Source organism: Streptosporangium sp. 'caverna' (assembly GCF_003203775.1).
In the GTDB taxonomy this organism is placed as follows: Bacteria; Actinomycetota; Actinomycetes; order Streptosporangiales; family Streptosporangiaceae; genus Streptosporangium; species Streptosporangium subroseum.
In genome coordinates this window covers 1-22,587 of the sequence record NZ_CP029711.1, presented here as the reverse complement: position 1 = coordinate 22,587, position 22,587 = coordinate 1, and the positions used below count along the sequence as shown (strand labels likewise).

Here is a 22,587-nt window from a genome sequence, read left to right as displayed (position 1 = left end):
GCGCTCCGGTGCGCCTCAGCGCAGCTCCTGGACACGGATCAGGTGCCGCGGAGCCACGGTGGAAGGCCGGGGATGCGCCCGGGTCGTTGTGCGGAGTGTGAACGGTGACGTCCATGACGGTCAGGCCAGGTGCGGCTCGGGAGTCGGCGCTTCTCGATTCCTGAGCGGCCGGGTCACCTGCTTGGCCACGCACGAGGGCATCCCCACCGTCGCGCGCGCCGCCTGGTGCCGGTAGGCGCTGGGTGGCATTCCGACCAGTTTGGTGAAGCGGGTGCTGAAGGTGCCCAGTGACGAGCAGCCGACCGCGATGCAGACCTCGGTGACGCTGAGATCGCCCCGGCGCAGCAACGTCATCGCCCGCTCGATCCGGCGCGTCATCAGGTAGCCGTACGGCGATTCACCGTAGGCGATCCGGAACTGGCGGCTGAGGTGCCCGGCCGACATGTGCGCGCCGCGGGCCAGCGCCTCGACGTCCAGCGGCTGCGCGTACTCCCGGTCGATCCGGTCCCGGACGCGCCGCAACCGCGTGAGGTCGCTCAGGCGATGCGCCTCGGTGAGTGCGCGCGTCCACGAAGGATGACACATGAGGGAATTCCTTTCATTGATGTCCGCGGGCACCTGGGCCGCGCCGGGTGGTCACTGCGATGCCGAGCCCGGTGTCATGATCGAGCCCGCGGCTTCCGTCCCGCCTGTGAGTCCAAGCCGAAGGCGGCGGTGTGGAAACTTCCGACGGCGGTGGGGTCGGCCACCTCAAGGGTGACGGATTCGATGGAAGCCATAGTGATGACGCTAGTTGTGGCTCCGTGACCCACGCTTCTTGATTCCTGATCGATCCGGTCCCCGCTTCGCCACACTCGGTCCTCGTCATTTCACCGGACGCTCAGCGTCGGGCGGGCACCGCACACCTTCGAATGTGACCTTGCACGTGCCGTGTAGCAGCACTTTCTCCTGCTTTTGCGCCGAGAACAGCCACAGCATCCGCGGCATAGCCGTGTGATCGGCGACACCGGCGTCGAAGGAGATCCGTCCGGAGGCTCCGGCGATGGAGAGGTCTCCAGAAACCCCGGTGCTGGAATCACCGGCACGCAGACCGCGGAGGTTGTAGTGCACGCCCGCCGCAACGTCCAGGCTGGACTTGATGGCATCGGGGCCCTGCTGTTTGCTCAGCTCACCGAGTGCGTACGTGACGGCCAGAAGAGCGTCGTGGGCCAGGCGTGCATGGACACGGGATGCTGAGACATCGGTTTTCCCCCACAGCTCCCCGACCACGTCTTCAATGGCACTCAGATAGGAACTGCTGCTCGATGGGTCCGACTGTTGCAGGTTGGTCAGCGAGACGAAATTCAGTCGCCGCTCCGGCAACTTGCCGGGGTCCGAGATCGTGACCGTCACTTCATCCCCGGCCAGAATCTGCACCGGCGAATCACTGCACTCCGCATCGACGGTGCGATTCAGTTCGTTCAAAAACATGGTGCGCCCCGTGTACACGAGGACCTTGGCTTTTCTCGTTTTACAGGCCGCCAACACCTGACTCAGCAGATTCTCCCGCTTGTTCGACGCGGCCTTCTGCTCGGCCGTCAAGTCCTTCTGATCGTCCAACGGGTCCCTCTGCTCGAAAGGCAGCGACTCGGGCAGGCCCGGAAGCGCTTCGCGGAGTTCGTCCGTCAGATCACGGCTGTAGAGATCGCGTTCACGAGGATCCACCTGCTCCAGTATCGCCACCTCCTCGGGCCGTATCCCAGCCCCTCCATTCGACAGTCCCTGTCCGAGCCACCACGCCATGGCCTTGGCCTGAGCGGAGTTGGGCGCCGCCATCCGGAAGAAGTACGGCGAGGTGCCGCCATTGACCATGGGAGTGCGGTCCGCGGTGTTGGTGGTGCTCAGCATCGGAAGCTGGGCACCACCGAGGACCCCGATGGCCTCCTGCGTCTCCGTCTTGCTCCACGCCAGACCGATCACGGCCGCGACGCTCCGGTCACTCTTCGCCCTCTCTTCGATCACCTCCGCCGCGTATCGCGCACTGCGGAAATCTTGACCGACATTGGCGAACTCGACCCGCACGTCCCAACCATTGATGTCATTGTTGTAACTGCGCTGATGTGTGAGCAACCCGGCCAACTCACCCATGACTCCGTTGAGCTGGTCGCCGCTTTTCGACGTGGGATTCTTCGTCAGCGGTCCCATATAAAAAACCGTCGCGACCGGCACTCCTGGTGGGATGCGGTCATTCTCATCGTTGATGGCTTTGAGCACGCCCCGTACGAGCGGGTCGGGATTCATCCGGTCGAGATCGTCGCTGAGCCCGACACACTGTCCGTACTCCTCCAGCAGGTCCCTGCCGCATCCCTGCGCGGCGACTCCGGCATAGGTCAGAGGCGCGGCCACCAGAGAGAGGACCACCGCCCAGTAGAACCACGCCCGGGCCCTGGCTGGAATCAGCCTCGGCTTGTGCGGCACGCTCGAGAGGTCGCCCGAGGTCCGGAGTACCATGCCCAGGGCCGGGACTCGGAGGTCACCGAGCTGCCGCCATCTGGCGGCCACCTCACCGAACGACTGGACGGTTCCCTCCGGAACGGACCTCATCTCGATGGGATCGGCCTGGGGCACGCCCGCGAGAATCACCAGGGGGACGAACTTTCCCGTTTCGTCGATCACCGTCCTCATGACGTCCAGGAACCGGTCGTTGACGGAGCCTGGTTTCCCCGACTCCAGAACGAGCAGGCAGTACAGCCCTCGGCCCCAACTGGGCCAGGGGATCGGCCACTTCCTGTAAGCCTGTCGCAGATCCTCGAACATCGCGTGAACCAGCAGTTGCTCGACCTCGTCCTTCGGTGCCTGAGCCACCCGAAGACCGTAATTCCACAACTTTTCGAACGGCTTGCGGGTGAGGTAGCGCTGCTTCCCGAACCAGCGGGTGAAGATCGACCCTCTGATCGACAGCCATGCCTGTCCCACCGTTCCGGTCACGGCCACCGCCGCTCCGGCGATCCAGTCGGCACCCAGCGCGGTCACAATTCCAGCCGGCACCCACGTGGGGGCGGCTCTCGCGAAAAAATCCACCGACGTCACCAGGGCACGCTGGGTGCCCTTGGCCTGATCCCACCGCCGGTCCTTGAGCCGGTTCCTGAGCTCCTTCTGGCCCGCTCGGGAATTCGGATTCGGAGGCCATTGACCTCTCTGTGCCTCATCCCAGTATTCGGGCCTGTCGTCTCGCTGGGCCAGCGCCCAGAGCACGAACTGGGCGAGCGGAAACCGTGGCGCGGGAAGGAAGGACCCGGAGACCGGCGCCCCGAGCTGACCGTTCTCGCCGGCGAGCCGGTCGATCAGGTCGGGAAGGTCCTTGACGCTCCCGGCTGGAATGTCGGCGAATGGAAGATGGTCCTCGAAGGGCTTGGCCAGCCACCTCGCCGTCCGTATCGCGCTGTCCTCCGATCCGGTAATCACAATGACCGGAAGTGGAGGATCCTCTCGCCAGAATCCCCGTCTCCGAATCAACCTCTCCAGCGCTTCGCGTGGCCGGTGCTTCTTGTATTCCGGATCGTCCACAGCACTCCCAGGGCCCGCACGAGACAAGCTTGATCATCGAAGTAGTTACATATATTGACTGATTTTTCGGTAAAAAAGTTGATAAAAATACGGTGCAATATGAAACCGCAAGGATGCACCCGGAAACGATCACATAGCTCCGTCAAACGGGTGGTTGATGGGCGTCGCACCCGATGAGGTCAGCGCAGCGCGTGGGCGCGGATCGTTTCCCGGAGAAGGAGGTCGCCCCGCCTCAGCCGTTGCCGGCGGTGTCGAGCGTGGCGCCGACCTGATCGGCGAGGATCACCGCGACAAGGCGCGCCTGCAGGGGCGGGACGGCCCCCGGAGTGGGATCGAGCATGAACCGGCCGTAGAAGTGGCCGTTGCCGATCGTGCGCAGCTCGACCTCCCGGTCCGGCAGGCCCAGCCGGTCGACGTCCCAGTTCTTACGGTCCCAGACCACGGTGCCGTCCTGTTCGAGGCGGGGTGGATGACCGATCAGGGAACCGTACTCGAAGCGGCATCCGCGCAGGCTCAGCAGGTCGATCAGCTGGGCTGTGACGTGCTCGACCACCCTGTTGGGTGATTTCGCGGACTGGGCCAGCTCGGCGGTGTCGTGGAGCCGGGCCAGGTAATCGGCGTCGGTGATGGCGATCACGCGCAGGCGCCGGACCCGGGCGGCCAGCTGTGAGACCACCAGGCCCACGATGAGCAGCAGGACGGCGGTCTCTATGTCCGCGGGCTTGGTGACGGTGAACCGCTCGTAGGGCGGGGCGAAGAAGAAGTCGAACCATACGGCGGCCGACACCGCCGCGAGCGCGCCGGCGAGGCGGTGTCCGTTGGCGGCCACCGCGACCACGATCACGACCAGTACGAGAGCCACGTTCGTGTTCGAGAAGCCTGTGCGAAACGGCACGAGTATCGCCGAGACGACCAGCGGCGCCACCACCGCGGCCACGATCGCGACACGATCTCTGTCCAGATGGCGAGGCATAAACCGCACCCCCGTCCCTCACGCCCTGGAGGCATTAGCCCCATGCCCTATATGCCAATATGCCAAGACCGACACACTTCCCCTACCCCGGCTCCGGCTTGGCCGACCAATTCCCCCACATCCACGGGCGGCATCAAGAAACCATATGAATCAGCGCCAAGCCCGTAAGAGCCTCATATCAATTGCTCCATCCAGGTCGAACTGGTCCGACACTGAAAGCGCCGACCTCAGGAGGAGACATGGCGGTGCGCGCCCCCGGGCACAGCGAACCCCCGCATACCAGGAACAGCCCAGGATGTGGGATGGAGCAGTTTCACCACCCACGCCCCGTATACACCGGACGAGGATGTGAGTCCCGTCCGACTTCGCAGCGCGAGCAGTTGCTGAGCGGCCTCACCGGACGCGTTCTGGAGATCGGAGCCGGCGACGGGATCAAGCTCACCTGCTTCCCCGAAGGACTCGACGAGATCATCCTTGTCGAGCCGGACCCCTTCCTCCGTACGGTGGCCGAGCTGCCCGCGTCCGAGATCTCGACGCCGGTCCGTATCCTCGACGGAGATCTGATGCGCCTGCCGGTCGAGGACGCGTCCTGCGACGCCGTCATCTGCTCGCTGGTCCTGTGCTGCGTGCCCCGGCCGGAGACGACGCTGTCCGAGGTGAAGCGGGTTCTCCGCCCGGGAGGCGAACTGCGGTTCTACGAGCACCAGCGCTCGGACAACGCGGTGGTCGCGCTGGTCGAGGCCATGGCGACCCCGCTCTGGGCACGCGCCTGCGGCGGCTGCCATCCCGCCCGCGACACCGTCGCCGCCATCGAGCGGGCGGGGTTCGGCATCGAGCGGCTCGACCATCTCTCCTTCGACCATGTCAGCCACGTCCTGGGCGTCGCCCGACCCATGTGAGAAACGGACCGCCCGGCTCTCAGGAGCCGGGCGGCACGGCGTCCTGGGCGTCACCCGACCTCGATACGAGCGTGAAGGAACCGCCCGGCGGTCAGGAACCGGGCGATACGGCGTCCTGGGTCTCACCGACCTTGAGGGAGATCCGAGGCGGCACCGCGTCATGGCTGTCGTCCTGCCTCGGCGAGAGCGTGAGGAAACCGCCCGAGGATCAGCGGTCCGGGCCGTACGGTGTCCTGACCGCTCACCCCGGGTGAGAGCGTGAACGATCAGAAGCCCGGCCCTCCGTCCCGCCGTACGGACATCGCGGTCAGGGCTTCCGTCCCGCGCCGTACGGACATCGCGGTCAGGGGTTGAAGCGGTACCCCATGCCCGGCTCGGTCAGCAGATGAACCGGGTGAGCCGGGTCCCGCTCCAGTTTCTTGCGCATCTGGGTCATGTACTGGCGCAGGTAGTGGGTCTCCTTGAGGTATTTCTCCCCCCACACCTCGGTCAGCAGCTGGCGCTGGCTGACCAGCTTGCCGGGGTTGCGCAGCAGGATCTCCAGCAGATGCCATTCGGTGGGGGTCAGCCGCACACCGTCGGAGACGGTCTTGCTGACCAGGTCGACGACGCGGTCGCCGATGTGGATCTGGGCGAGCTCGGACTCGTGGAGAACGGTCCGCCGGGTCACCGCGCGGACGCGGGCGAGCAACTCGTCGATGTTGAACGGCTTGGTGACGTAGTCGTCGGCGCCCGCGTCGAGCGCGTCCACCTTGTCCGCGCCTCCGGCCCGGCCGGAGAGCACCACGATGGGGATCGAGGTCCAGCCACGCAGTCCGTGGATGACGTCGATCCCGTCGATGTCGGGCAGGCCGAGGTCGAGTATGACCAGGTCGGGATGCCAGTCCGCCGCCTCGCGCAGTGCCGCTCCGCCGTCCGCGGCCACCGCGACCTCATAGCGGCGGGCGGCCAGGTTGATCCGGAGCGCGCGCAGGATCTGGGGCTCGTCGTCGACGACGAGGATGCGGGTCATCCCTCCTCCGCAACGGCGAGCACGGCCTGCGACCGTGAGGAGATGGGCAGTGTCAGGGTCATGGTGAGACCTCCCCCTGGTGTCTCTTCGGGTGTGAGGGTGCCGCCCATCGCCTCCGCGAGTCCCCGCGAGAGGGCGAGGCCGAGGCCGACACCGGTGTGGTTGTCACGGTCACCGAGTCGCTGGAACGGCATGAAGACGCGATCATGCGCCTCAGGGGGGATGCCGGGGCCGCGGTCGATGACGCGGATCTCGACGTGGTCGCCGTGCCAGCTGCCCGTGACGAGGACCTTCTGGCCGGCCGGACTGTACCGGATCGCGTTGGACATGAGGTTGACCAGGATCCGTTCCAGCAGCGCCGGATCGGCGATGATCTCGGGCAGCTCAACGGAGATGTTCCCCTCGATCCTCTCGGCCAGGTGACCGAGATCGTCGATGGCACGGGGCACGACCTCCTCCACTCCCGTCGGCTGCGCCTGCAGCCCGAGCACCCCGGCCTGCAGGCGGCTCATGTCGAGGAGGTTGGCGACCAGCCGGTCGAGCTTGACCAGGGACTCCTCGGCGGTGGCGAGCAGTTCGTGCCGATCCTCCGGGCTCCACTGGATGTCGGTGTTGCGCAGGCTCTCCACCGCGGCCTTGGCCGAGGCGAGCGGGGTGCGCAGGTCGTGGCTGACGGCGGCGAGCAGCGCGGTGCGCATCTTGTCCGCCTCGGCCAGCGGCTTGGCCTGTTCTGCCTCCTCCCTCAGCCTCTCCTGGCGCAGTGCCACGGCCGCCTCGGCGGCGAACGCCTCCAGCACCCGCCGGTCGGACGCCTCCAGCAGCCGGCCTCGTACGACGAGCACCAGGTCCTCGTCGATGGTCACGTCCGTGTCGGCCGTACCCGGGCAGGTGCACGGGGAGCCGCCCGCGGTGGCGACGATCCGCCAGGCCTCGGGGTCCGACTGGTCGTCCGGGCCCGGTTCGGCGATCCGCTCCAGCAACGTGACCGAGGTCAGCGCGAAGGTCTCTCGCAGTCGCTCCAGCAGGGACGGCAGCGCCGCCTCCCCGCGCAGGACATGGCCCGCCAGGGTGGACAGCACCTCGGCGTCCGCGGTCGCCCGGGCCGCCTCCCTCGTACGGCGGGCCGCCACGTCGACGATCCCGCTCACCGCGGCGGCGACCAGGATGAAGACGACGAGGGCGAAGAGGTTCTCCGGGTTGTAGATCGTCAGGGTGTGGAGGGGAGGAGTGAAGTAGTAGTTGATGAGGAAGGAGCCACCGACCGCCGCGGTGACGGCCGGCCACATGCCGCCGATGAGGGCGACGCCGACGACCACGACCAGGAAGAACAGGATCTCGCTGGGCAGCGACAGCACGTCCCTGAACGGGACCAGCACGGCGGTGAGCACCGGCATCCCGATGACGGCGACCGCCCATCCCGCCAGCCTCCTCCTGCGGGTCAGCGCGGCCCGGGAGTACGGGGGACGACGCCCCTTTCTCGCCTCGTCATGAGTGATCATGTGGACGTCGATGGAGCCGGACATCGTGGTCGCCGTGATCCCCACGCCCCGGGAGAAGATCTGGGCGAACCGGCCGCGCCGGGACACGCCCAGCACGAGCTGGGTGGCGTTGACCCCCCGGGCGAAGTCGAGCAACGCCCTCGGGACGTCGTCGCCGACGACCTGGTGGTAGGTGCCGCCCATGCTCTCCGCCAGTACGCGCTGGCGGGCGAGGTTGGCCGGATCTCCCTCGGTCAGGCCGTCGGACCTGGTGATGTGGACGGCGAGCAGGTCGGCGCCCTTGGTCCTGTCCGCGATCCTGGCGGCCCGCCGTACCAGCGTGTCGCCCTCGGGGCCGCCTGTCAGCGCCACCACCACCCGCTCGCGGGCCTCCCACGTCCCGGCGATGCCGTGGTCGGCGCGGTAGCGGTCGAGCTGATCGTCGACCTTGCCCGCGACCCAGAGCAGTGCCAGCTCCCGCAGCGCGGTCAGGTTCCCGATCCGGAAGTAGTTGGAGAGGGCGGCGTCCACCTTCTCCGGCGCGTACACGTTGCCGTGGGCCATCCTGCGGCGCAGCGCCTCGGGCGACATGTCGACCAGCTCGACCTCGTTGGCCCGCCGGACGACCTCATCGGGCACGGTCTCGCGCTGCGGCACCCCGGTGATCGCCTCGACGACGTCGTTGAGCGACTCCAGATGCTGGATGTTGACCGTGGAGACGACGTCGATCCCGGCGTCGAGGATCTCCTCGATGTCCTGCCAGCGCTTCTTGTTGCGCGAACCCGGCACGTTGGTGTGCGCCAGCTCGTCGATCAACGCCACCCTCGGCCTGCGCGCGATGACCGCGTCCACGTCCAGCTCCGTGAAAACGGTCCCCCGGTGGATCATCGACCGCCGGGGGATCATCTCCAGGTCCTCGACCAGCTCGGCCGTGCGGGGGCGGCCGTGGGTCTCCACGAGACCCACGACCACGTCCTTGCCCCGCAGCAGTCTCCGCTGTCCCTCGCCGAGCATCGCGAAGGTCTTGCCGACACCGGGGGCCGCACCCAGATAGATCCGCAGCCGCCCACGTGCGGTGCTCACCTGGTCACTCCACTCTGCAGGCACCGTGCGAACCCCGTGTTCAACCGGTCGCCCCGCTCCGAAACCCCGGCGCGAACCGCCCGTACCTCATGTTCTGCAGTTTTCAACCGATCGCTCCGGGGGCTCGGCGCGAACCGCTCGTACCCCGCATTCCACAGCGTCCAACCGATCGCTCCGCTCCGGAGTCGCGGCGCGAATCGCTCGTACCTCGCGTTCCGCACCGCGGTCATCCTCTGTCGAGGGCCAGGTTGAGCTCCAGGACGTTGACGGCCGGGTCGCCCATGAAGCCCAGGAAGCGGCCGGTGGTGTTCTCCGTGATCAACTGCTTGACCTTCTCCAGAGGCATTCCACGCTCCTTGGCGACGCGGGGTGCCTGGAGTTCGGCGTAGGCCGGCGAGATGGCCGGGTCGAGGCCGGAACCGCTGGCGGTGACCGCGTCGGCGGGCACCACGGCCTTGGCGTCACCGCGGACGGCGACGGTACGGCCGGCCGCGTAGTCCTCGCCGGGCTTGCCGCACTCCACCTTCACGCCCTGGTAGGCGGCGATGAACGGCGCGGCGGGGCAGGCCTGGTTGACGCTGACCGCGCGGGTGACCGTGCCGACGGCCGGGAAGACCTTCAGCACCGCGCCCACGCCGTCCGGCGTGCAGTACGGCCTGGCCCCGCTGACGCCGTCCAGCTCACCGATCGCCTTGGACCGGGTGCAGACCTGGGTGAGCAGCGACTGCTTTCCCGTGTCCGGGTTGCCCTCGTCGTCCTTGGCGCCCGGCACCGGAAGGGTGTCCAGGATGTCCTCGGGGCCGAGGTTGCTGGCGCTGGTGGAGGTCGGGTCGTAGCCGTCGGCACCGGCCGCGGACGGGCGGCTCTGGAAGTACTTCGCCACCGGGTTTCCGTCGGCATCGGTGAATCTCTGGCCGATCAGCGCGCTGCCGACCGGTTTGCCGTCCCTGTCGATGATCGAGCCGTTGGCATTGCCGTTGAACACGGCCTGGGCGACCCCGGTGACCAGGAGCGGGTAGGCCGCGCCGAGGATCAGGGTCAGGACGATCAGCGCGCGGAGCGCGGCGAGGTGCTGGCGAACCCAGCTGGGCAGGCGTTCCATTAGGACATCCCCGGAAGGAACTGGATGAGAAGGTCGATGATTTTGATGCCGACGAAGGGCACGATGATGCCGCCCAGACCGTAGACGTACAGGTTGCGGCTGAGCAGTTTCGACGCGCTGGACGGCCGGTACCGGACGCCCCTGAGCGCCAGCGGGATCAGCGCGATGATCACCAGGGCGTTGAAGATGACCGCCGACAGGATCGCCGACTGCGGGCTGGCCAGGCGCATGATGTTCAGCGCGTCCAGGCCCGGGTAGACCGCGGCGAACATCGCGGGAATGATCGCGAAGTACTTGGCGATGTCGTTGGCGATCGAGAAGGTCGTCAGCGCGCCCCGGGTGATCAGGAGCTGCTTGCCGATCTCCACGATCTCGATGAGCTTGGTCGGGTTGGAGTCGAGGTCGACCATGTTGCCGGCCTCCTTGGCGGCCGACGTGCCGGTGTTCATCGCCACGCCGACGTCGGCCTGCGCGAGCGCGGGCGCGTCGTTGGTGCCGTCACCGGTCATGGCGACCAGCCGGCCGCCCTCCTGCTCCTTCTTGATCAGTGCGAGCTTGTCCTCGGGTGTGGCCTCGGCGAGGAAGTCGTCCACGCCCGCCTCGTCCGCGATGGCCCTGGCGGTCAGCGGGTTGTCACCGGTGATCATGACGGTCCGGATGCCCATCCTGCGCATCTCGTCGAACCGCTCGCGCATGCCCTGCTTGACCACGTCCTTGAGGTGGATGACCCCGAGCACGCGCGCCGTGCCGTCGGCGAACTCGCCGACCACCAGCGGGGTGCCGCCGGAGCCGGAGATGGCGTCCACCGTGGCGCCGACGTCGTCGGTCGGGTGCCCGCCGTTCTCGCGGACCCAGCGCATGACCGCGGTGGCCGCGCCCTTGCGGACCTGGCGGCCGTCGAGGTTGACGCCCGACATCCTGGTCTGGGCGGTGAAGTTGACCCACTCGGCGTGGGCCAGCTCACCCGGCTCCCGCTCGCGCAGGCCGTACGCCTGCTTGGCGTAGACCACGATCGAGCGGCCCTCGGGCGTCTCGTCGGCGAGGCTGGCCAGCTGTGCGGTGGTGGCCAGCTGTTCGGCGGTGACACCCTGTACGGGCACGAACTCCGACGCCTGCCGGTTGCCCAGGGTGATGGTGCCGGTCTTGTCCAGCAGCAGCGTGCTCACGTCGCCCGCCGCCTCCACGGCACGTCCGCTCATCGCCAGCACGTTGCGCTGTACGAGGCGGTCCATGCCGGCGATGCCGATCGCGCTGAGCAGCGCGCCGATGGTCGTCGGGATGAGGCAGACCAGCAGCGAGACCAGCACGATGCCGGTCACGCCGTCGCCGGTCAGGGCGAGCGAGTCGGGGATGCCGGGGTTGTTCGCCTTGGAGAAGATCGCCAGAGGCTGCATGGTGGCGGTGGTGATCAGGAAGATGATCGTCAGCGCGGCCAGCAGGATGTTCAGCGCGATCTCGTTGGGCGTCTTCTGCCGGTTGGCGCCCTCGACCAGGGCGATCATCCGGTCGATGAAGCTCTCGCCCGGCTTCTGGGTGATCTGGACGACGATCTGGTCCGACAGGACCTTGGTGCCGCCGGTGACCGCTGACCGGTCACCGCCGGACTCGCGGATGACCGGGGCGGACTCACCGGTGATGGCGGACTCGTCCACCGACGCGATGCCCTCGACCACGTCGCCGTCACCGGGAATGATCTCCCCGGCCTCCACGACCACGAAGTCGCCCTGCCGGAGCTCCGGCGCGCCCACGGTGTCCCACCGGGAGACGTCGGCGCCGGGCTTCCAGCCGCTCAGACGGCGGGCGTTGGTGTCGCGCTTGGCGGCGCGCAACGTGGCGGCCTGGGCCTTGCCGCGGCCCTCGGCCACGGCCTCGGCCAGGTTCGCGAAGACGACCGTCAGCCAGAGCCACACGACGGTGGCCCAGGCGAAGAAAGACGGGTCTGTGATCGCGAGGACGGTGGTGAACACCGCGCCGGCCTCGACGATCAGCATGACCGGGTTGTGCCACAGCGTCGCCGGATTCAGCTTCTTGATGGCATCCGGCAGTGATCTGATGAGCTGTTTGGGGTCGAGCAGTCCGCCACCGATCTTCTTCTCCGTGGCGGGGGTACGACCCGGCGCTTCGAGCACTGGGGTGGACATCAGTGGATTCCTTCTGCGAGCGGGCCGAGCGCGAGGGCGGGGAGGAAGGTCAGGGCGACGACGATGATCGTCACGCCGACGACCATGCCGACGAACTGTGGCCGGTGCGTGGGCAGTGTGCCCGCCGACGCCGGGACCGGCGCCTGTTTGACCAGCGATCCGGCCAGGGCTAGGACGAAGATGATGGGCAGGAACCGGCCGAACACCATGGCCAGACCGGTCGCGACGTCCCACCAGGTGGTGTTGACGGTGATACCGCCGAACGCCGAGCCGTTGTTGTTGGACGCGCTGGTGAAGGCGTAGAGCACCTCGGACAGGCCGTGTGGCCCGCTGTTCAGCATGCTCGCCCGTTGCTCCGCCGAGCCCATGGCGAGAGCGGTGCCGAGCAGTACCAGGGTCGGGGTGACCAGGAAGTACATCGACGCGAGCTTCATCTCGCGGGCGCCGATCTTCTTGCCGAGGTATTCCGGCGTCCGGCCGACCATCAGGCCCGCGATGAAGACGGTGATCACGGCGAGGACGAGCATGCCGTACAGGCCCGCGCCCGCGCCGCCCGGCGCGACCTCGCCCAGCATCATGTTGAACATCGTCATCATGCCGCCGAGCGGGGTGAACGAGTCGTGGAAGGAGTTGACCGCGCCGGTGGACGTGAGCGTGGTCGCGGCGGCGAAGGTGGCGGAGTTCGACACTCCGAACCGCACGTCCTTGCCCTCCATCGCGGCTCCGACGGCCTGCGGCACGGTGGCGTTGCCGGCGAGCTCGAAGACGTTGAGCAGCACGACGCTTACGACGGCCAGGGTGACCATCACGGCGAGGATCGCGTAGCCCTGCTTGACCTGGCCGACCATCCTGCCGAAGGTGCGCGGCAGGGCGAACGGGATGAGGAAGATCGCGAAGATCTCTACCCAGTTGGTCCACGTCGCGGCGTTCTCGAACGGGTGCGCGGAGTTGGTGTTGTAGAAGCCGCCGCCGTTGTTGCCGAGCTCCTTGATGATCTCCTGGCTGGCCACCGGGCCACCGGTGATCGCCTGCGGGTTGCCCGCGAGGGTCGTCAGCTCGTGCGCACCGGCGAAGTTCTGGATCAGGCCGCCGGCGACCAGCACGATGGCGCCGACGAAGGCGATCGGGAGCAGGATGCGGATCGAGCCCCGGACCAGGTCGACCCAGAAGTTGCCGAGCCCCTCGGTCTTGCTCCGGGCGAATCCGCGGACCAGCGCGATGGCGACGGCCATGCCGACCGCGGCCGACACGAAGTTCTGCACCGCCAGGCCGGACATCTGCACCAGGTGGCCCATCGTGGACTCACCGGAGTAGGACTGCCAGTTGGTGTTGGTCACGAAGCTGATCGCGGTGTTCCACGCGGTGTGGTCGGTGACCGGTGCCATGCCCAGGGACAGGAAGAGCTTGTCCTGCAGGCGCTGCAGGCCGTACAGGAAGAGAATGGAGATCACCGAGAACGCCAGCACGCTGCGGGCGTAGACGCTCCACCGCTGCTCGGAGTCGGGCTGGACGCCGAGCAGTCGGTAGATGAACCGCTCGACGACGTTGTGCTTGGCGCTGGTGTAGACCCGGTACATGTAGTCGCCCAGGGGGCGATGGGTCAGGCCCAGCACGACGATGAGGGATCCGATGAACAGGACCCCCGCGAAGGTAGAACTCATCAGAAGCGCTCCGGGAAGAGCAGGGCCGCGATCACGAAGACCACCAAGCCGATGACCACCACCAGGCCGGCGGCGTTGACGGCGCTCACAGGCGCTCCACCGCCTTCACGACGAACCCGAAGATCACGAAGATCGCGATCGTCAGGACGACGAAGATGAGGTCGGTCATCTCACTCCTCAAAATCCGGAAATAGTCGCCACACCAGATGGGTGGCGCGGAAACCAGCAAATCGTGATTTTTTCCCCGCAAGGCGCTTCTTGACGGGTTCCATACGCGGGGCCGTCAAGCTTTGACGCCGTCACTACACGGGGTTCGGAAATTCACGGTCTTTCCCGCACGGGGACTCGGAGACAATCCCCATACGGGGGGCTCGGATACCCGCGTCATCCCCACACCGGGGGTTCGGAAACAATCTCTCCACGGGGCCGGAAGGCCTTCGCCCGTCCCCGCGCGGGAGTCGGAAACCTCTCTCCGCACGGGGCCGGGGACCCACATATCAGCGCGTCGCACAGAGTCGGAGACTCACGCCGCAGTGCGCCGTACGGGGTCGGAGACTCACATCACAGCACGTCGTACGGGGTCGGGGACCCACGCCGCAGCCTCGTCGTACGGGGTCGGGGACCCACGCCGCAGCCTCGTCGTACGGGGTCGGGGACCCACGCCGCAGCCTCGTCGTACGGGGCCGGGACCCACGTCGCAGCGCGTCAGGCCGCACTCAGGTGACGGTTTCCGCTCTCCACGGCGCCCGCGGGATCGATCACGATGCCGATGACATCGAGATCTTCGATCATCCCCCGAAGCGCGCGCTCACAGAGCCACGTCCATTCCTGGTCGTCGCCCAATACCTTGGCCAGCTGGTCTCGCGAGGTGAACGCGACCGCCGTCCGCTCGCCCGCTGGAGTCCGGAAGAGGCGAAGCCCCATGGCTCCACTCCCCGAACGGACGGGCACCAGTAATGGGGGGTCGCTTATGCGCGAGCTTTCCATGTGTTCCTCCTGCTTTCGCAGCCGGCCAGACGACCGGCGAAAGGAACGTTAAGGCGGGTTACGACCGGAAAGGGCGGTTCCAAATGGGATCCTGACGCACCCTCCCCCAACCCTGACAGCCTCTTGACGCCCGGATACGAAAAGTGATCGCTGAGATCCTCTAGGTAGTCGAATGACCCATCCCGGCCGACCCGACCGTGGAGAATTCAAGATCGACAAGATGTCACCGTGACGATCTGAAATCTCATGGTTGCGCAAGGTAGTCACCCGTCAAGGGGTCGTCAGGGTTGGGTGAGGGCGCGTCAGGATCCCGTCCGGACTCGCTCCCTTTGGCCTTTGTCGTCTTAGCGTCCTTTGTGCCGGCATCCCGTCCGGCTGCGAAAGCAGGAGGAACGTATGGGCGTCTCGCGCAGAGGCGGATCCCCGTTGCCGCTCCCCATCCGCCCGGGACGCGGAGTCCTGGCCCTCCGTCCCCTGCGGACTCCGGCGGATTCCACGCGGATACCGGTGAGGCCGGCGTGACCCGCCGCCCTCTTCCCCGGCCTTTCATCCGGCCCGACTACCTCGGCCCGATCTACATGATCGTCGTGGTGTCCGTGGTAGTCATTCTGATCAAGGTGCTGACATGACCGTACTCATCGAAACCACCGGCGCCCCCTGGTCCGCGACCATGCGAGCCACCGCCACAGGAGATGTCACGATCGGCGGGGTACCCCTCGCCGAGATCGCTCGCCGGTTCGGCACCCCTACCTACGTGATCGACGAAACGGACGTACGGCTGCGCTGCCGCGCCTACAAGTCCGCGCTTCCGGAGGCTGAGATCGCCTACGCCGCCAAGGCGTTCCTGTCCCGCGCGATGGCCAGCTGGATGCGGGCCGAGGGAATGAGCCTTGACGTCTGCTCGGGAGGCGAGCTGGCGATGGCCAGATCCGTCGGGTTCCCCGCGCAGCGGATCATCATGCACGGCAACGCCAAAACCCCGGCCGAGCTGCAGAAGGCAGTGGAAGAGGGCGTCGGCAGGATCGTGGTGGACAACATCGGCGAGATCAACAGGCTCGCCGCGCTCGTCCCGATCGACCGGCGTCAGAAGGTGCTGGTCCGGGTGACACCCGACATCGAGGCGGGCGCCCACCCCAAGATCCGTACGGCGGGTGAGGACCAGAAGTTCGGCCTGTCCATCATGAGCGGAGCCGCGGGCGAGGCGGTGTCACGGGTCCTGCGCCAGCCCCGGCTGCAGCTGGTCGGCCTGCACTGCCACCTGGGCTCGCAGATCGACAGCGTCGAGCCGTACGAACTGGCGGCCAGAACGCTGGTCTCCGAGCTGGCCAGGATCCGCGACACCCACCACGTGGTCCTGCCCGAGCTCGACCTGGGCGGCGGGCACGGCATCGCCTACCTTCCGGGAAAGGAAGGGCTGAGCCCCGAACGGTTCGCGGATGCGGTCCTCACCGCGATCACGGAGCGGGCCGCGGGACTCGGCCTGCCGGTGCCGCGGCTCATCGTGGAGCCGGGCCGGGCGATCGTCGGCACCGCCGGGACCACGCTCTACCGCGTCGTCGCGGTCAAGCACGGCGGCTCGCGGACGTTCGTCGCCGTCGACGGCGGGATGAGCGACAACCCCCGCCCCGCCCTGTACGGCGCGCGCTACGCCGTCCGTCTGGCCGGACGCGTCTCCCGCGAGGGTCCGCGCTCGTTCACCATCGTCGGCCACCACTGCGAGACGGGCGACATGATCGCGGAGGACGTCCAGCTCCCCGCCGACCTGCGCCCGGGCGACCTCGTCGCGCTGGCTGCCACCGGGGCCTACCACCACTCGATGGCCTCGACCTACAACCTCATGGGCCGGCCCCCGGTCGTCGCCGTGCACAACAACCGCGCGAGGTTGCTCGTCCGCCGGGAAGTGGACGAGGACCTGATGCGCCGTGACGTAGGCCTGTAAGGGACGGGGTAGGGAGCGGTTGTGATGTTCCGATCTTCCAAAGAAGCGATCGAGGTGCTCCAGCCTGCCAAGGGAGCGGCTGAGGTGTTCCGCTCTCCCGGAGAAGCGGGTGTAGCCCGACCTCCCAGAGAAGCCGGTGCGACAGACCGCTCTCCCGGAGAAACGGGTGTGCCGGCCCGGTCTTCCGGAGAAGGGGACGCGATGGTCCCGTCTTCCTCGGGGACCGATGTGATGGTCTGGCCTCCCGAAGAAGCGGCCGTGACAACCCCGTCCTCCGCGAGGATGGCTGGAACGCCCCGGCCTCCCGATACGAGAGCTTGGCCTTCCGAGAGGATGGCCGGGACGCCCCGGCCTCCCGGAGAGACGGTTGCGAGAACTCGGCCTTCGGAGGATGCGGTGGCGACGGCCCGGTCCGAGCCGGTCGGGTTCTCGCTCGGGGGCGGTTTCCTCGTTGTCGTCACCGCGACCGTGGTCGCCTCGCTGTCCTTCGCCCCGGCGGAGACCACCGCCCGCGTACTGATCATGGCGCTCGCCGTGTTCGGCTATGCCGCCTGCGGGATCCGGGTCCCGGTCTCGCTGGCGACGGCCGTCATGGCATGGCTCTTCGGCACGGGCTTCCTGGTCAACACCGCCGGAGAGCTCGGCTTCACCGGGTCCGACCTGCTGCGCCTAGGCCTGCTCGTGGTCGCCGCGCTGGGCGGGAGCACGTGCGCCGCGATGCGCCGGGCCTCCGTCAGACGGCGTCTCCGCGTTTCATCCGAGGTCGCGGCGGCGGAGCCCGGCCAGCCCGGCGGCGGTGAGACCGGCGGCGACCGCGACCAGCAGGACCAGCGGCGTCACGGTGAATTCGGCGACCGGAAGCCCGGGCGTCTGCGCGAACGGCGAGATCTTCAGGATCGACGGGCCGGCGTGCAGTAGTTCCACCGCGAACTCGAGGCAGAGACACAGGCCGAGCGCGGCGTAGGCGATGATCGCGGTGAGGCGGGGCAGCAGGCCGTACACCATCGCCGCGATGGCGGCCAGCACCAGAACCGACGGCAGCCGCGTCAGGCTCGCACCCAGCAGCCGGGCAAGCTCGCCGCCCACGTCTCCCGTGGAGAGCCCGTAGACCAGCCCCATGCCGAGGCCGAATCCGGCGAGCACGACCCCCGATCCGACCGCGGCGATGGTCAGGTGACCGCTCGCCCAGCGCAGCCTGCCCACCGGACCGGTCAGTACGGTGTCGGCGCGGGCGGAGTTCTCCTCGCCCCGCAGTCTCAGGGTCGCCTGGATCGCGTAGACCGCGATGACCTGGCTCATCAGATAGATGACAAAGGCGAAGAAGCCGTCGACGGGACGGGCGCCGCCGCCCATCCGCTCGGTCAGGTCTCCGAGCGCCTCACTCTCGTTCAGCTGTTCGGCGGCACTCCGCGCCACACCGCCCAGACCCGCGCCGAACGCGGTGAACGCGAGGGTCCAGGCGATCAACGTGCCCCGCTGCAGCCGCCATGCCAGAGCGAGCGGACTGCGCAGGCCCGGCGTGGCGGTGGCGGGGCCGAGCCTGGACGGGAGGAGCCCTCCTCCCAGATCACGCCGTGCGGACAGCGCATAGGCCCCGGCCACGAGCAGCAGGACCAGACCGAGGACGGGCAGCAGGGGCCAGTAGTGATCGCCGGCGAAGGGACGCATGCGCTGGGTCCAGCCGAAGGGCGACAGCCAGGACAGCCGGGCACTCTCCCTGATGTCGGCGATCGCGCGCACCGCGTACAGGACGCCCAGCGCCGCGACGGCGATGCCGTTCGCGGCACGGGAGCTCTCGGTCAGCTGCGCGACCAGGCCCGCGAGCGCGGCGAAGACCCAACCGGCGGCGGCGAACGACGAGGCCATCACCAGGGAGCCGCCCAGAGGCAGCCCCTGACCCACGAGCCCCGAGGTCACGACGAGCACGGTGACCAGGTTGGCGGCGAACACCACGGTCAGCGCGGCCGTCAGTGCCGCGTGCCTGCCGACCACGGTCGAGCCCAGCAGCTCGGCGCGGCCGGACTCCTCCTCCGCGCGGGTGTTGCGGATCACCAGGAACAGGCTCGCCAGCCCGATCAGCAGGGCGGCCTGCCCGCGCACCCGCCATGCGGCGATCCCGCCGGGGGACGAATCGTAGATCGGTCCGATCGCCATGATCTGGGTCGGGTCGCCGTTGGTCGTCTCGAAGAACGCCCGGCGCGCCTCTTCGGTGGGATAGGCCCCGGCCACCGAGGCCGCGATGCCGATCGCGAGCATCGACACGAGCCCGAACCACACCAGCAGCCTTATCCGGTCGCGTCGCAGGATGAGCCGGATCAGGCCGCCGGTGCCGGTGAGAGTGCTCATCGCCGCGCCACCGCCTGCCTTCCGTCCGTGCTCGTCCCCTTCGGAGAACCCTGGGGACCCTGAGGATCCTGGGGAGAGTTCATCACCGCACCACCGCGTGCCTTCCACTCGTGTCGGCCGAGTCGTCCTCGTAGTGGCGGAGGAACATCTCCTCCAGCGTCGGCGGCCGGCTGACCAGGCTCCGCACGCCGACCTTCGTGATCTCACGCAGCAGCGCGTCCAGCGCGTCGCCGTCGACCTGGCAGCGCACCCGGTTGCCGTCCGTCCACAGGTCGTGCACCCCGATCAACCCGTCGAGCCGCGGGACGGGGCCGGCGAGCTCGGCCGTGATCGAGGTACGGGTGAGGTGACGCAGCTCGGCGAGGGTGCCCGTCTCCACCGTGCGGCCGTTCCGGATGATGCTGACCCGGTCGCACAGTGCCTCGACCTCGGCGAGGACGTGGCTGGACAGCAACACCGTGCGGCCGTTTCTCCGTTCCGCCTGGACGCATTCCTGGAACACCGCCTCCATCAGCGGGTCGAGGCCGGAGGTCGGCTCGTCCAGGATGAGCAACTCGACATCCGAGGCCAGTGCCGCGATCAGGGCCACCTTCTGCCGGTTGCCCTTGGAGTAGGCCCGCCCCTTCTTCCGCGGATCCAGCTCGAAGCGTTCGAACAGATCGGCCCGCCGCCGGGGGTCGAGCCCGCCGCGCATCCGGCCGAGCAGGTCGATCACCTCACCGCCGGACAGGGTGGGCCACAGGGTCACGTCACCGGGTACGTACGCCAGGCGGCGATGCAGCTCGGTCGCGTCCCGCCACGGGTCGCCGTCCAGCAGCCGGGCCGTGCCCGAGTCCTGCCGCAGCAGGCCGAGCAGGATCCGGATGGTGGTGGATTTGCCCGCGCCGTTGGGACCGAGGAACCCGTGCACCTCGCCGGCCCGGACCGTCAGGTCCAGACCGTCGAGCGCCCGTGTCTGGCCAAAGGTTTTGACCAGGCCAGACACAGAGATCATGTTTGCCATGCCACACAAAATACATGAAGTTCATAAAATTCGTGAAGTATGGATAGCGTATAAACTTCAGTGGCACTGGCGGCGATGCGGAGAGGCCTGGATGACCGAGACCGAAGAGGCCCGGACGACCGGGGACCTCGGCAGCGAGAGCGGGGCCGACGGGCTGCGGTTCCTTGAGCACTTCGCCGTGATCATGTCCGACTCGGGTTACCCGCGCATGGCCGCTCGCGTGTTCGCCGCGCTCCTCGTGAGCGACGACGGCAGACGCACCGCGGCGGAGCTCGCCGACGGCCTCCAGGTCGGCCCGTCGGCCATCTCCGGGGCGGTGAAGTATCTGATGCGCGTCGGGATGGTGACCCGCGAGCGAGACCCCGGACAGCGTCGTGATTACTACCGCGTCGACCAGTCGGCGTGGTACAAAGCGGCGACCTCGAGTGACGAGGTGTATCGGCGCTTCGAGGAGGGGGCGCGCGACGGGGTCGAGGTGTTCGGCGTGGACACGCCCGCGGGCGCCCGGCTGGACGAGACCCGGCGCTTCTTCGCCTTCCTCCGCGGCGAGGTCCCCCAACTGCTGCACAAGTGGAACGCGCTGAACGCACGGTCCACGAAGTAGCCGGGCGGCCGTTCACGTCGCCCCACACGTCTGGAGTCATGGCCGCGACCATGATGCCCCGGGCCGTGCCGAACAGGGACGTCCGAGCGAGGTTCGGTGTCGGCGCGGGTCAGGCGTCGAGCCAGTTCAGCCACTCGCCGTGCGGCCCGGCCATGGCGACCGGTTCGCCGTCCAGCGCCGGGAGGAATGCCAGACGATCCTCGGGGAGACCGTGCTCAAGCCGGGCGAGCATCGAGGGCAGCCGGGGCGAGCCCTCGTTCGAGATCCACCGCACCGGCAGGCTCCGTACGGCCGACACGAACCGGTCCCGCGCCTCCGGCTCCAGGTACGGCAGGACCGCACTGTGGAACACGACCACCGTGGCCTCCTTGGGCGCCAGCGCGACCAGGTCGCGGAGCGTCTCGTTGAGATCGCCCCTGACCAGGTGCGGCGGATCCTCCCGGGCCACCCGGACGGCGCCGCGGAGTCGCAGGAGCCGCTCGTCCTGGCCGGGCCAGACCAGGCATTCCAGCCAGCGCATCTCCTCCTCGTCGCGCACGTCCAGCGGGTTGAGGTCGAGGCCGGCCCGCCACACCACCTCCGGCACCCGCCCGGGCACCGGGACCTTCCCGTTCGTACGGCAGGCCAGCACGACGGGACTGTCCTCGGGACCGACGGCCGGCAGGTCGTCGTAGTGGTAGCGGTAGCGATCCGGGTACAGGCACAGACCCGCCGAGGCGCCCACCTCGATGAGGGCCAGGGGTTGCGCCAGGCCCGCGAGCACCGGCAGCAGGCTCGCGCACCGCCCGACCTCGTTGGTCTGCGTCCTGCGCGTGAGGATCGTGTCCCGCACCTCTGCCCAGTGGCGTACGACCCATGATCGGAACGGGGCGAAATCAGCGACCGGCCCGCCGAGGAACCGCACCGAGGCCAGCAACAGGTTCGGCTGCCGCTTGATCGGCGGCAGATCGTCGATCAAGGCCAGTAGCCGTGCGTCGGCGGCGATGCCCCGCGCCAGATTCTCATACGCTGGGGAGTGTTCCCGGACCTCCCGCACCGCGAACCGCAGGTACAACTCCGCCGTGTCCACCCTCGCGCCCCTCTCGTCGCCGGGATCGTCCCACGCGATCGGCGATGGAGCATCTCATGTCATGGTGCGCGCAGAAGGGGTCCACACCACATTTCGGGCATCACCCACCTTGACCGTCCATCCATGAGCTGGGGAGGAAACACCATGAACGCCCCTCAGAGCGATCACACCACGGCACTGCTGCGCCACTTCGCCGACCTCCGTGACGGCACCCACGGCGACGCCGTCTCACGGCAGGACAAGGAGCGGCTCTTCGCGGCAGCCGTCACGCTGCTCGATCCGTACGCCAGGCAGGCGCTGGAGGAGATCAACTCCGCCCTGCTCCTCGGAACCGGGGAGGTGACCTCCGGCGGCATCCAGCGGATGGCCGATGGCGGAGTCGAGGCCGTCTGGGCCCTGTCGTGGCGGGAACAGCGGGCGGCGGAGATCAGCCCGGTCGTCATCCGGGCCTTCTACGGAAGCAGCTTCCACCACCCCCACCTCCGGGGCGCCACGGTCGGCGAATGGCCGCTCAACGTCTTCGACGAGGAGCAGGCGGCAGCCGAACTGTGCACCCTGCGTGCCATCACCGCCGCCGACCTTCACAACCTGGTCTTCCAGCGCGACTACCGGATCATCCCCGCCACCACCGCGATCTCCCGGTAACCCGCCGAGAGATCCCCCTCTTCGACACGCACTGTCAGCTTGCTTCTCGAAGTGGCTGGAACTGAACGCTGAGCCGCATTTCCAAGGCTTCGGCGAGGC

General features: G+C 68.1%; 17 protein-coding genes. 4 read left to right on the top strand and 13 right to left on the bottom strand.

Annotated elements, in window-relative coordinates; genetic code table 11:
- Nucleotides 1-120: 120 nt before the first annotated feature.
- The 3 genes from DKM19_RS00095 to DKM19_RS00080 all read right to left on the bottom strand — a co-directional run bounded on the left by DKM19_RS00095 (nucleotide 121) and on the right by DKM19_RS00080 (nucleotide 4,519).
- A complete protein-coding gene (locus DKM19_RS00095; protein WP_110693935.1) occupies nucleotides 121-585 on the bottom strand; it encodes a helix-turn-helix transcriptional regulator in 465 nt (154 codons plus the stop codon).
- Between the two features lie 279 nt (nucleotides 586-864).
- Nucleotides 865-3,546, bottom strand: a complete 2,682-nt coding sequence (locus DKM19_RS00085; protein WP_162641159.1) for an ABC transporter substrate-binding protein — start codon at nucleotides 3,544-3,546, stop codon at nucleotides 865-867.
- A 232-nt stretch (nucleotides 3,547-3,778) separates the two neighbouring features.
- Complete coding sequence (locus DKM19_RS00080; protein ID WP_110693933.1) at nucleotides 3,779-4,519, bottom strand: DUF4118 domain-containing protein; 741 nt, start codon at nucleotides 4,517-4,519, stop codon at nucleotides 3,779-3,781.
- 302 nt (nucleotides 4,520-4,821) lie between these two features.
- On the opposite strand from DKM19_RS00080, the gene DKM19_RS00075 reads away from it, so the two are divergent.
- The gene (locus DKM19_RS00075; RefSeq protein WP_162641158.1) at nucleotides 4,822-5,418 is read left to right on the top strand and encodes a class I SAM-dependent methyltransferase; all 597 of its coding nucleotides are present in this window, start codon (nucleotides 4,822-4,824) and stop codon (nucleotides 5,416-5,418) included.
- Nucleotides 5,419-5,761: 343 nt separating this feature from the next.
- Here DKM19_RS00075 and DKM19_RS00070 read toward each other — a convergent pair whose 3' ends face one another.
- The 7 genes from DKM19_RS00070 to DKM19_RS00035 all read right to left on the bottom strand — a co-directional run bounded on the left by DKM19_RS00070 (nucleotide 5,762) and on the right by DKM19_RS00035 (nucleotide 14,882).
- The gene (locus DKM19_RS00070; protein WP_089213835.1) at nucleotides 5,762-6,430 is read right to left on the bottom strand and encodes a response regulator; all 669 of its coding nucleotides are present in this window, start codon (nucleotides 6,428-6,430) and stop codon (nucleotides 5,762-5,764) included.
- Nucleotides 6,427-8,991, bottom strand: a complete 2,565-nt coding sequence (locus DKM19_RS00065; RefSeq protein WP_110693931.1) for a sensor histidine kinase KdpD — start codon at nucleotides 8,989-8,991, stop codon at nucleotides 6,427-6,429. Before DKM19_RS00065 ends, DKM19_RS00070 begins: the two co-directional genes overlap by 4 nt.
- Nucleotides 8,992-9,217: 226 nt before the next feature.
- Complete coding sequence (locus DKM19_RS00060; RefSeq protein ID WP_110693930.1) at nucleotides 9,218-10,093, bottom strand: potassium-transporting ATPase subunit C; 876 nt, start codon at nucleotides 10,091-10,093, stop codon at nucleotides 9,218-9,220.
- On the bottom strand, nucleotides 10,093-12,234 hold the full coding sequence (kdpB, locus tag DKM19_RS00055; protein WP_110693929.1) for a potassium-transporting ATPase subunit KdpB: 2,142 nt from the start codon (nucleotides 12,232-12,234) through the stop codon (nucleotides 10,093-10,095). Before kdpB ends, DKM19_RS00060 begins: the two co-directional genes overlap by 1 nt.
- On the bottom strand, nucleotides 12,234-13,895 hold the full coding sequence (gene kdpA / locus DKM19_RS00050) for a potassium-transporting ATPase subunit KdpA (RefSeq protein WP_110693928.1): 1,662 nt from the start codon (nucleotides 13,893-13,895) through the stop codon (nucleotides 12,234-12,236). The genes kdpB and kdpA overlap by 1 nt, the downstream gene beginning before the upstream one ends.
- Entirely contained in the window at nucleotides 13,895-13,984 is a 90-nt protein-coding gene (locus DKM19_RS00045) for a potassium-transporting ATPase subunit F (protein WP_110693927.1), read from the bottom strand. Before DKM19_RS00045 ends, kdpA begins: the two co-directional genes overlap by 1 nt.
- Before the next feature lie 616 nt (nucleotides 13,985-14,600).
- Nucleotides 14,601-14,882: an SAV_915 family protein gene (locus DKM19_RS00035; RefSeq protein WP_110693925.1), complete on the bottom strand. Its 282-nt coding sequence runs from the start codon at nucleotides 14,880-14,882 to the stop codon at nucleotides 14,601-14,603.
- A 625-nt stretch (nucleotides 14,883-15,507) separates the two neighbouring features.
- Here DKM19_RS00035 and lysA point away from each other — a divergent pair.
- Nucleotides 15,508-16,821, top strand: coding sequence for a diaminopimelate decarboxylase (gene lysA, locus DKM19_RS00030; protein WP_110693924.1), 1,314 nt, complete (start codon nucleotides 15,508-15,510; stop codon nucleotides 16,819-16,821).
- 753 nt (nucleotides 16,822-17,574) lie between these two features.
- On the opposite strand, the gene DKM19_RS00025 is transcribed toward lysA, so the two are convergent.
- Both DKM19_RS00025 and DKM19_RS00020 read right to left on the bottom strand, forming a co-directional pair.
- Nucleotides 17,575-19,167 carry an ABC transporter permease gene (locus tag DKM19_RS00025; RefSeq protein WP_110693923.1) on the bottom strand — a complete coding sequence of 531 codons (1,593 nt, stop codon included), beginning with the start codon at nucleotides 19,165-19,167 and terminating at the stop codon, nucleotides 17,575-17,577.
- An 82-nt stretch (nucleotides 19,168-19,249) separates the two neighbouring features.
- A complete protein-coding gene (locus DKM19_RS00020; RefSeq protein ID WP_110693922.1) occupies nucleotides 19,250-20,170 on the bottom strand; it encodes an ABC transporter ATP-binding protein in 921 nt (306 codons plus the stop codon).
- A 91-nt stretch (nucleotides 20,171-20,261) separates the two neighbouring features.
- On the opposite strand from DKM19_RS00020, the gene DKM19_RS00015 reads away from it, so the two are divergent.
- Nucleotides 20,262-20,774 carry a GbsR/MarR family transcriptional regulator gene (locus tag DKM19_RS00015; RefSeq protein WP_110693921.1) on the top strand — a complete coding sequence of 171 codons (513 nt, stop codon included), beginning with the start codon at nucleotides 20,262-20,264 and terminating at the stop codon, nucleotides 20,772-20,774.
- 109 nt (nucleotides 20,775-20,883) lie between these two features.
- Here the strand turns inward: DKM19_RS00015 and DKM19_RS00010 are convergent, their stop codons facing one another.
- The gene (locus DKM19_RS00010) at nucleotides 20,884-21,843 is read right to left on the bottom strand and encodes a DUF2332 domain-containing protein (protein WP_110693920.1); all 960 of its coding nucleotides are present in this window, start codon (nucleotides 21,841-21,843) and stop codon (nucleotides 20,884-20,886) included.
- 144 nt (nucleotides 21,844-21,987) lie between these two features.
- Here DKM19_RS00010 and DKM19_RS00005 point away from each other — a divergent pair, with 144 nt between their 5' ends.
- Nucleotides 21,988-22,488, top strand: coding sequence for a hypothetical protein (locus DKM19_RS00005; RefSeq protein WP_110693919.1), 501 nt, complete (start codon nucleotides 21,988-21,990; stop codon nucleotides 22,486-22,488).
- Nucleotides 22,489-22,587: the final 99 nt, after the last annotated feature.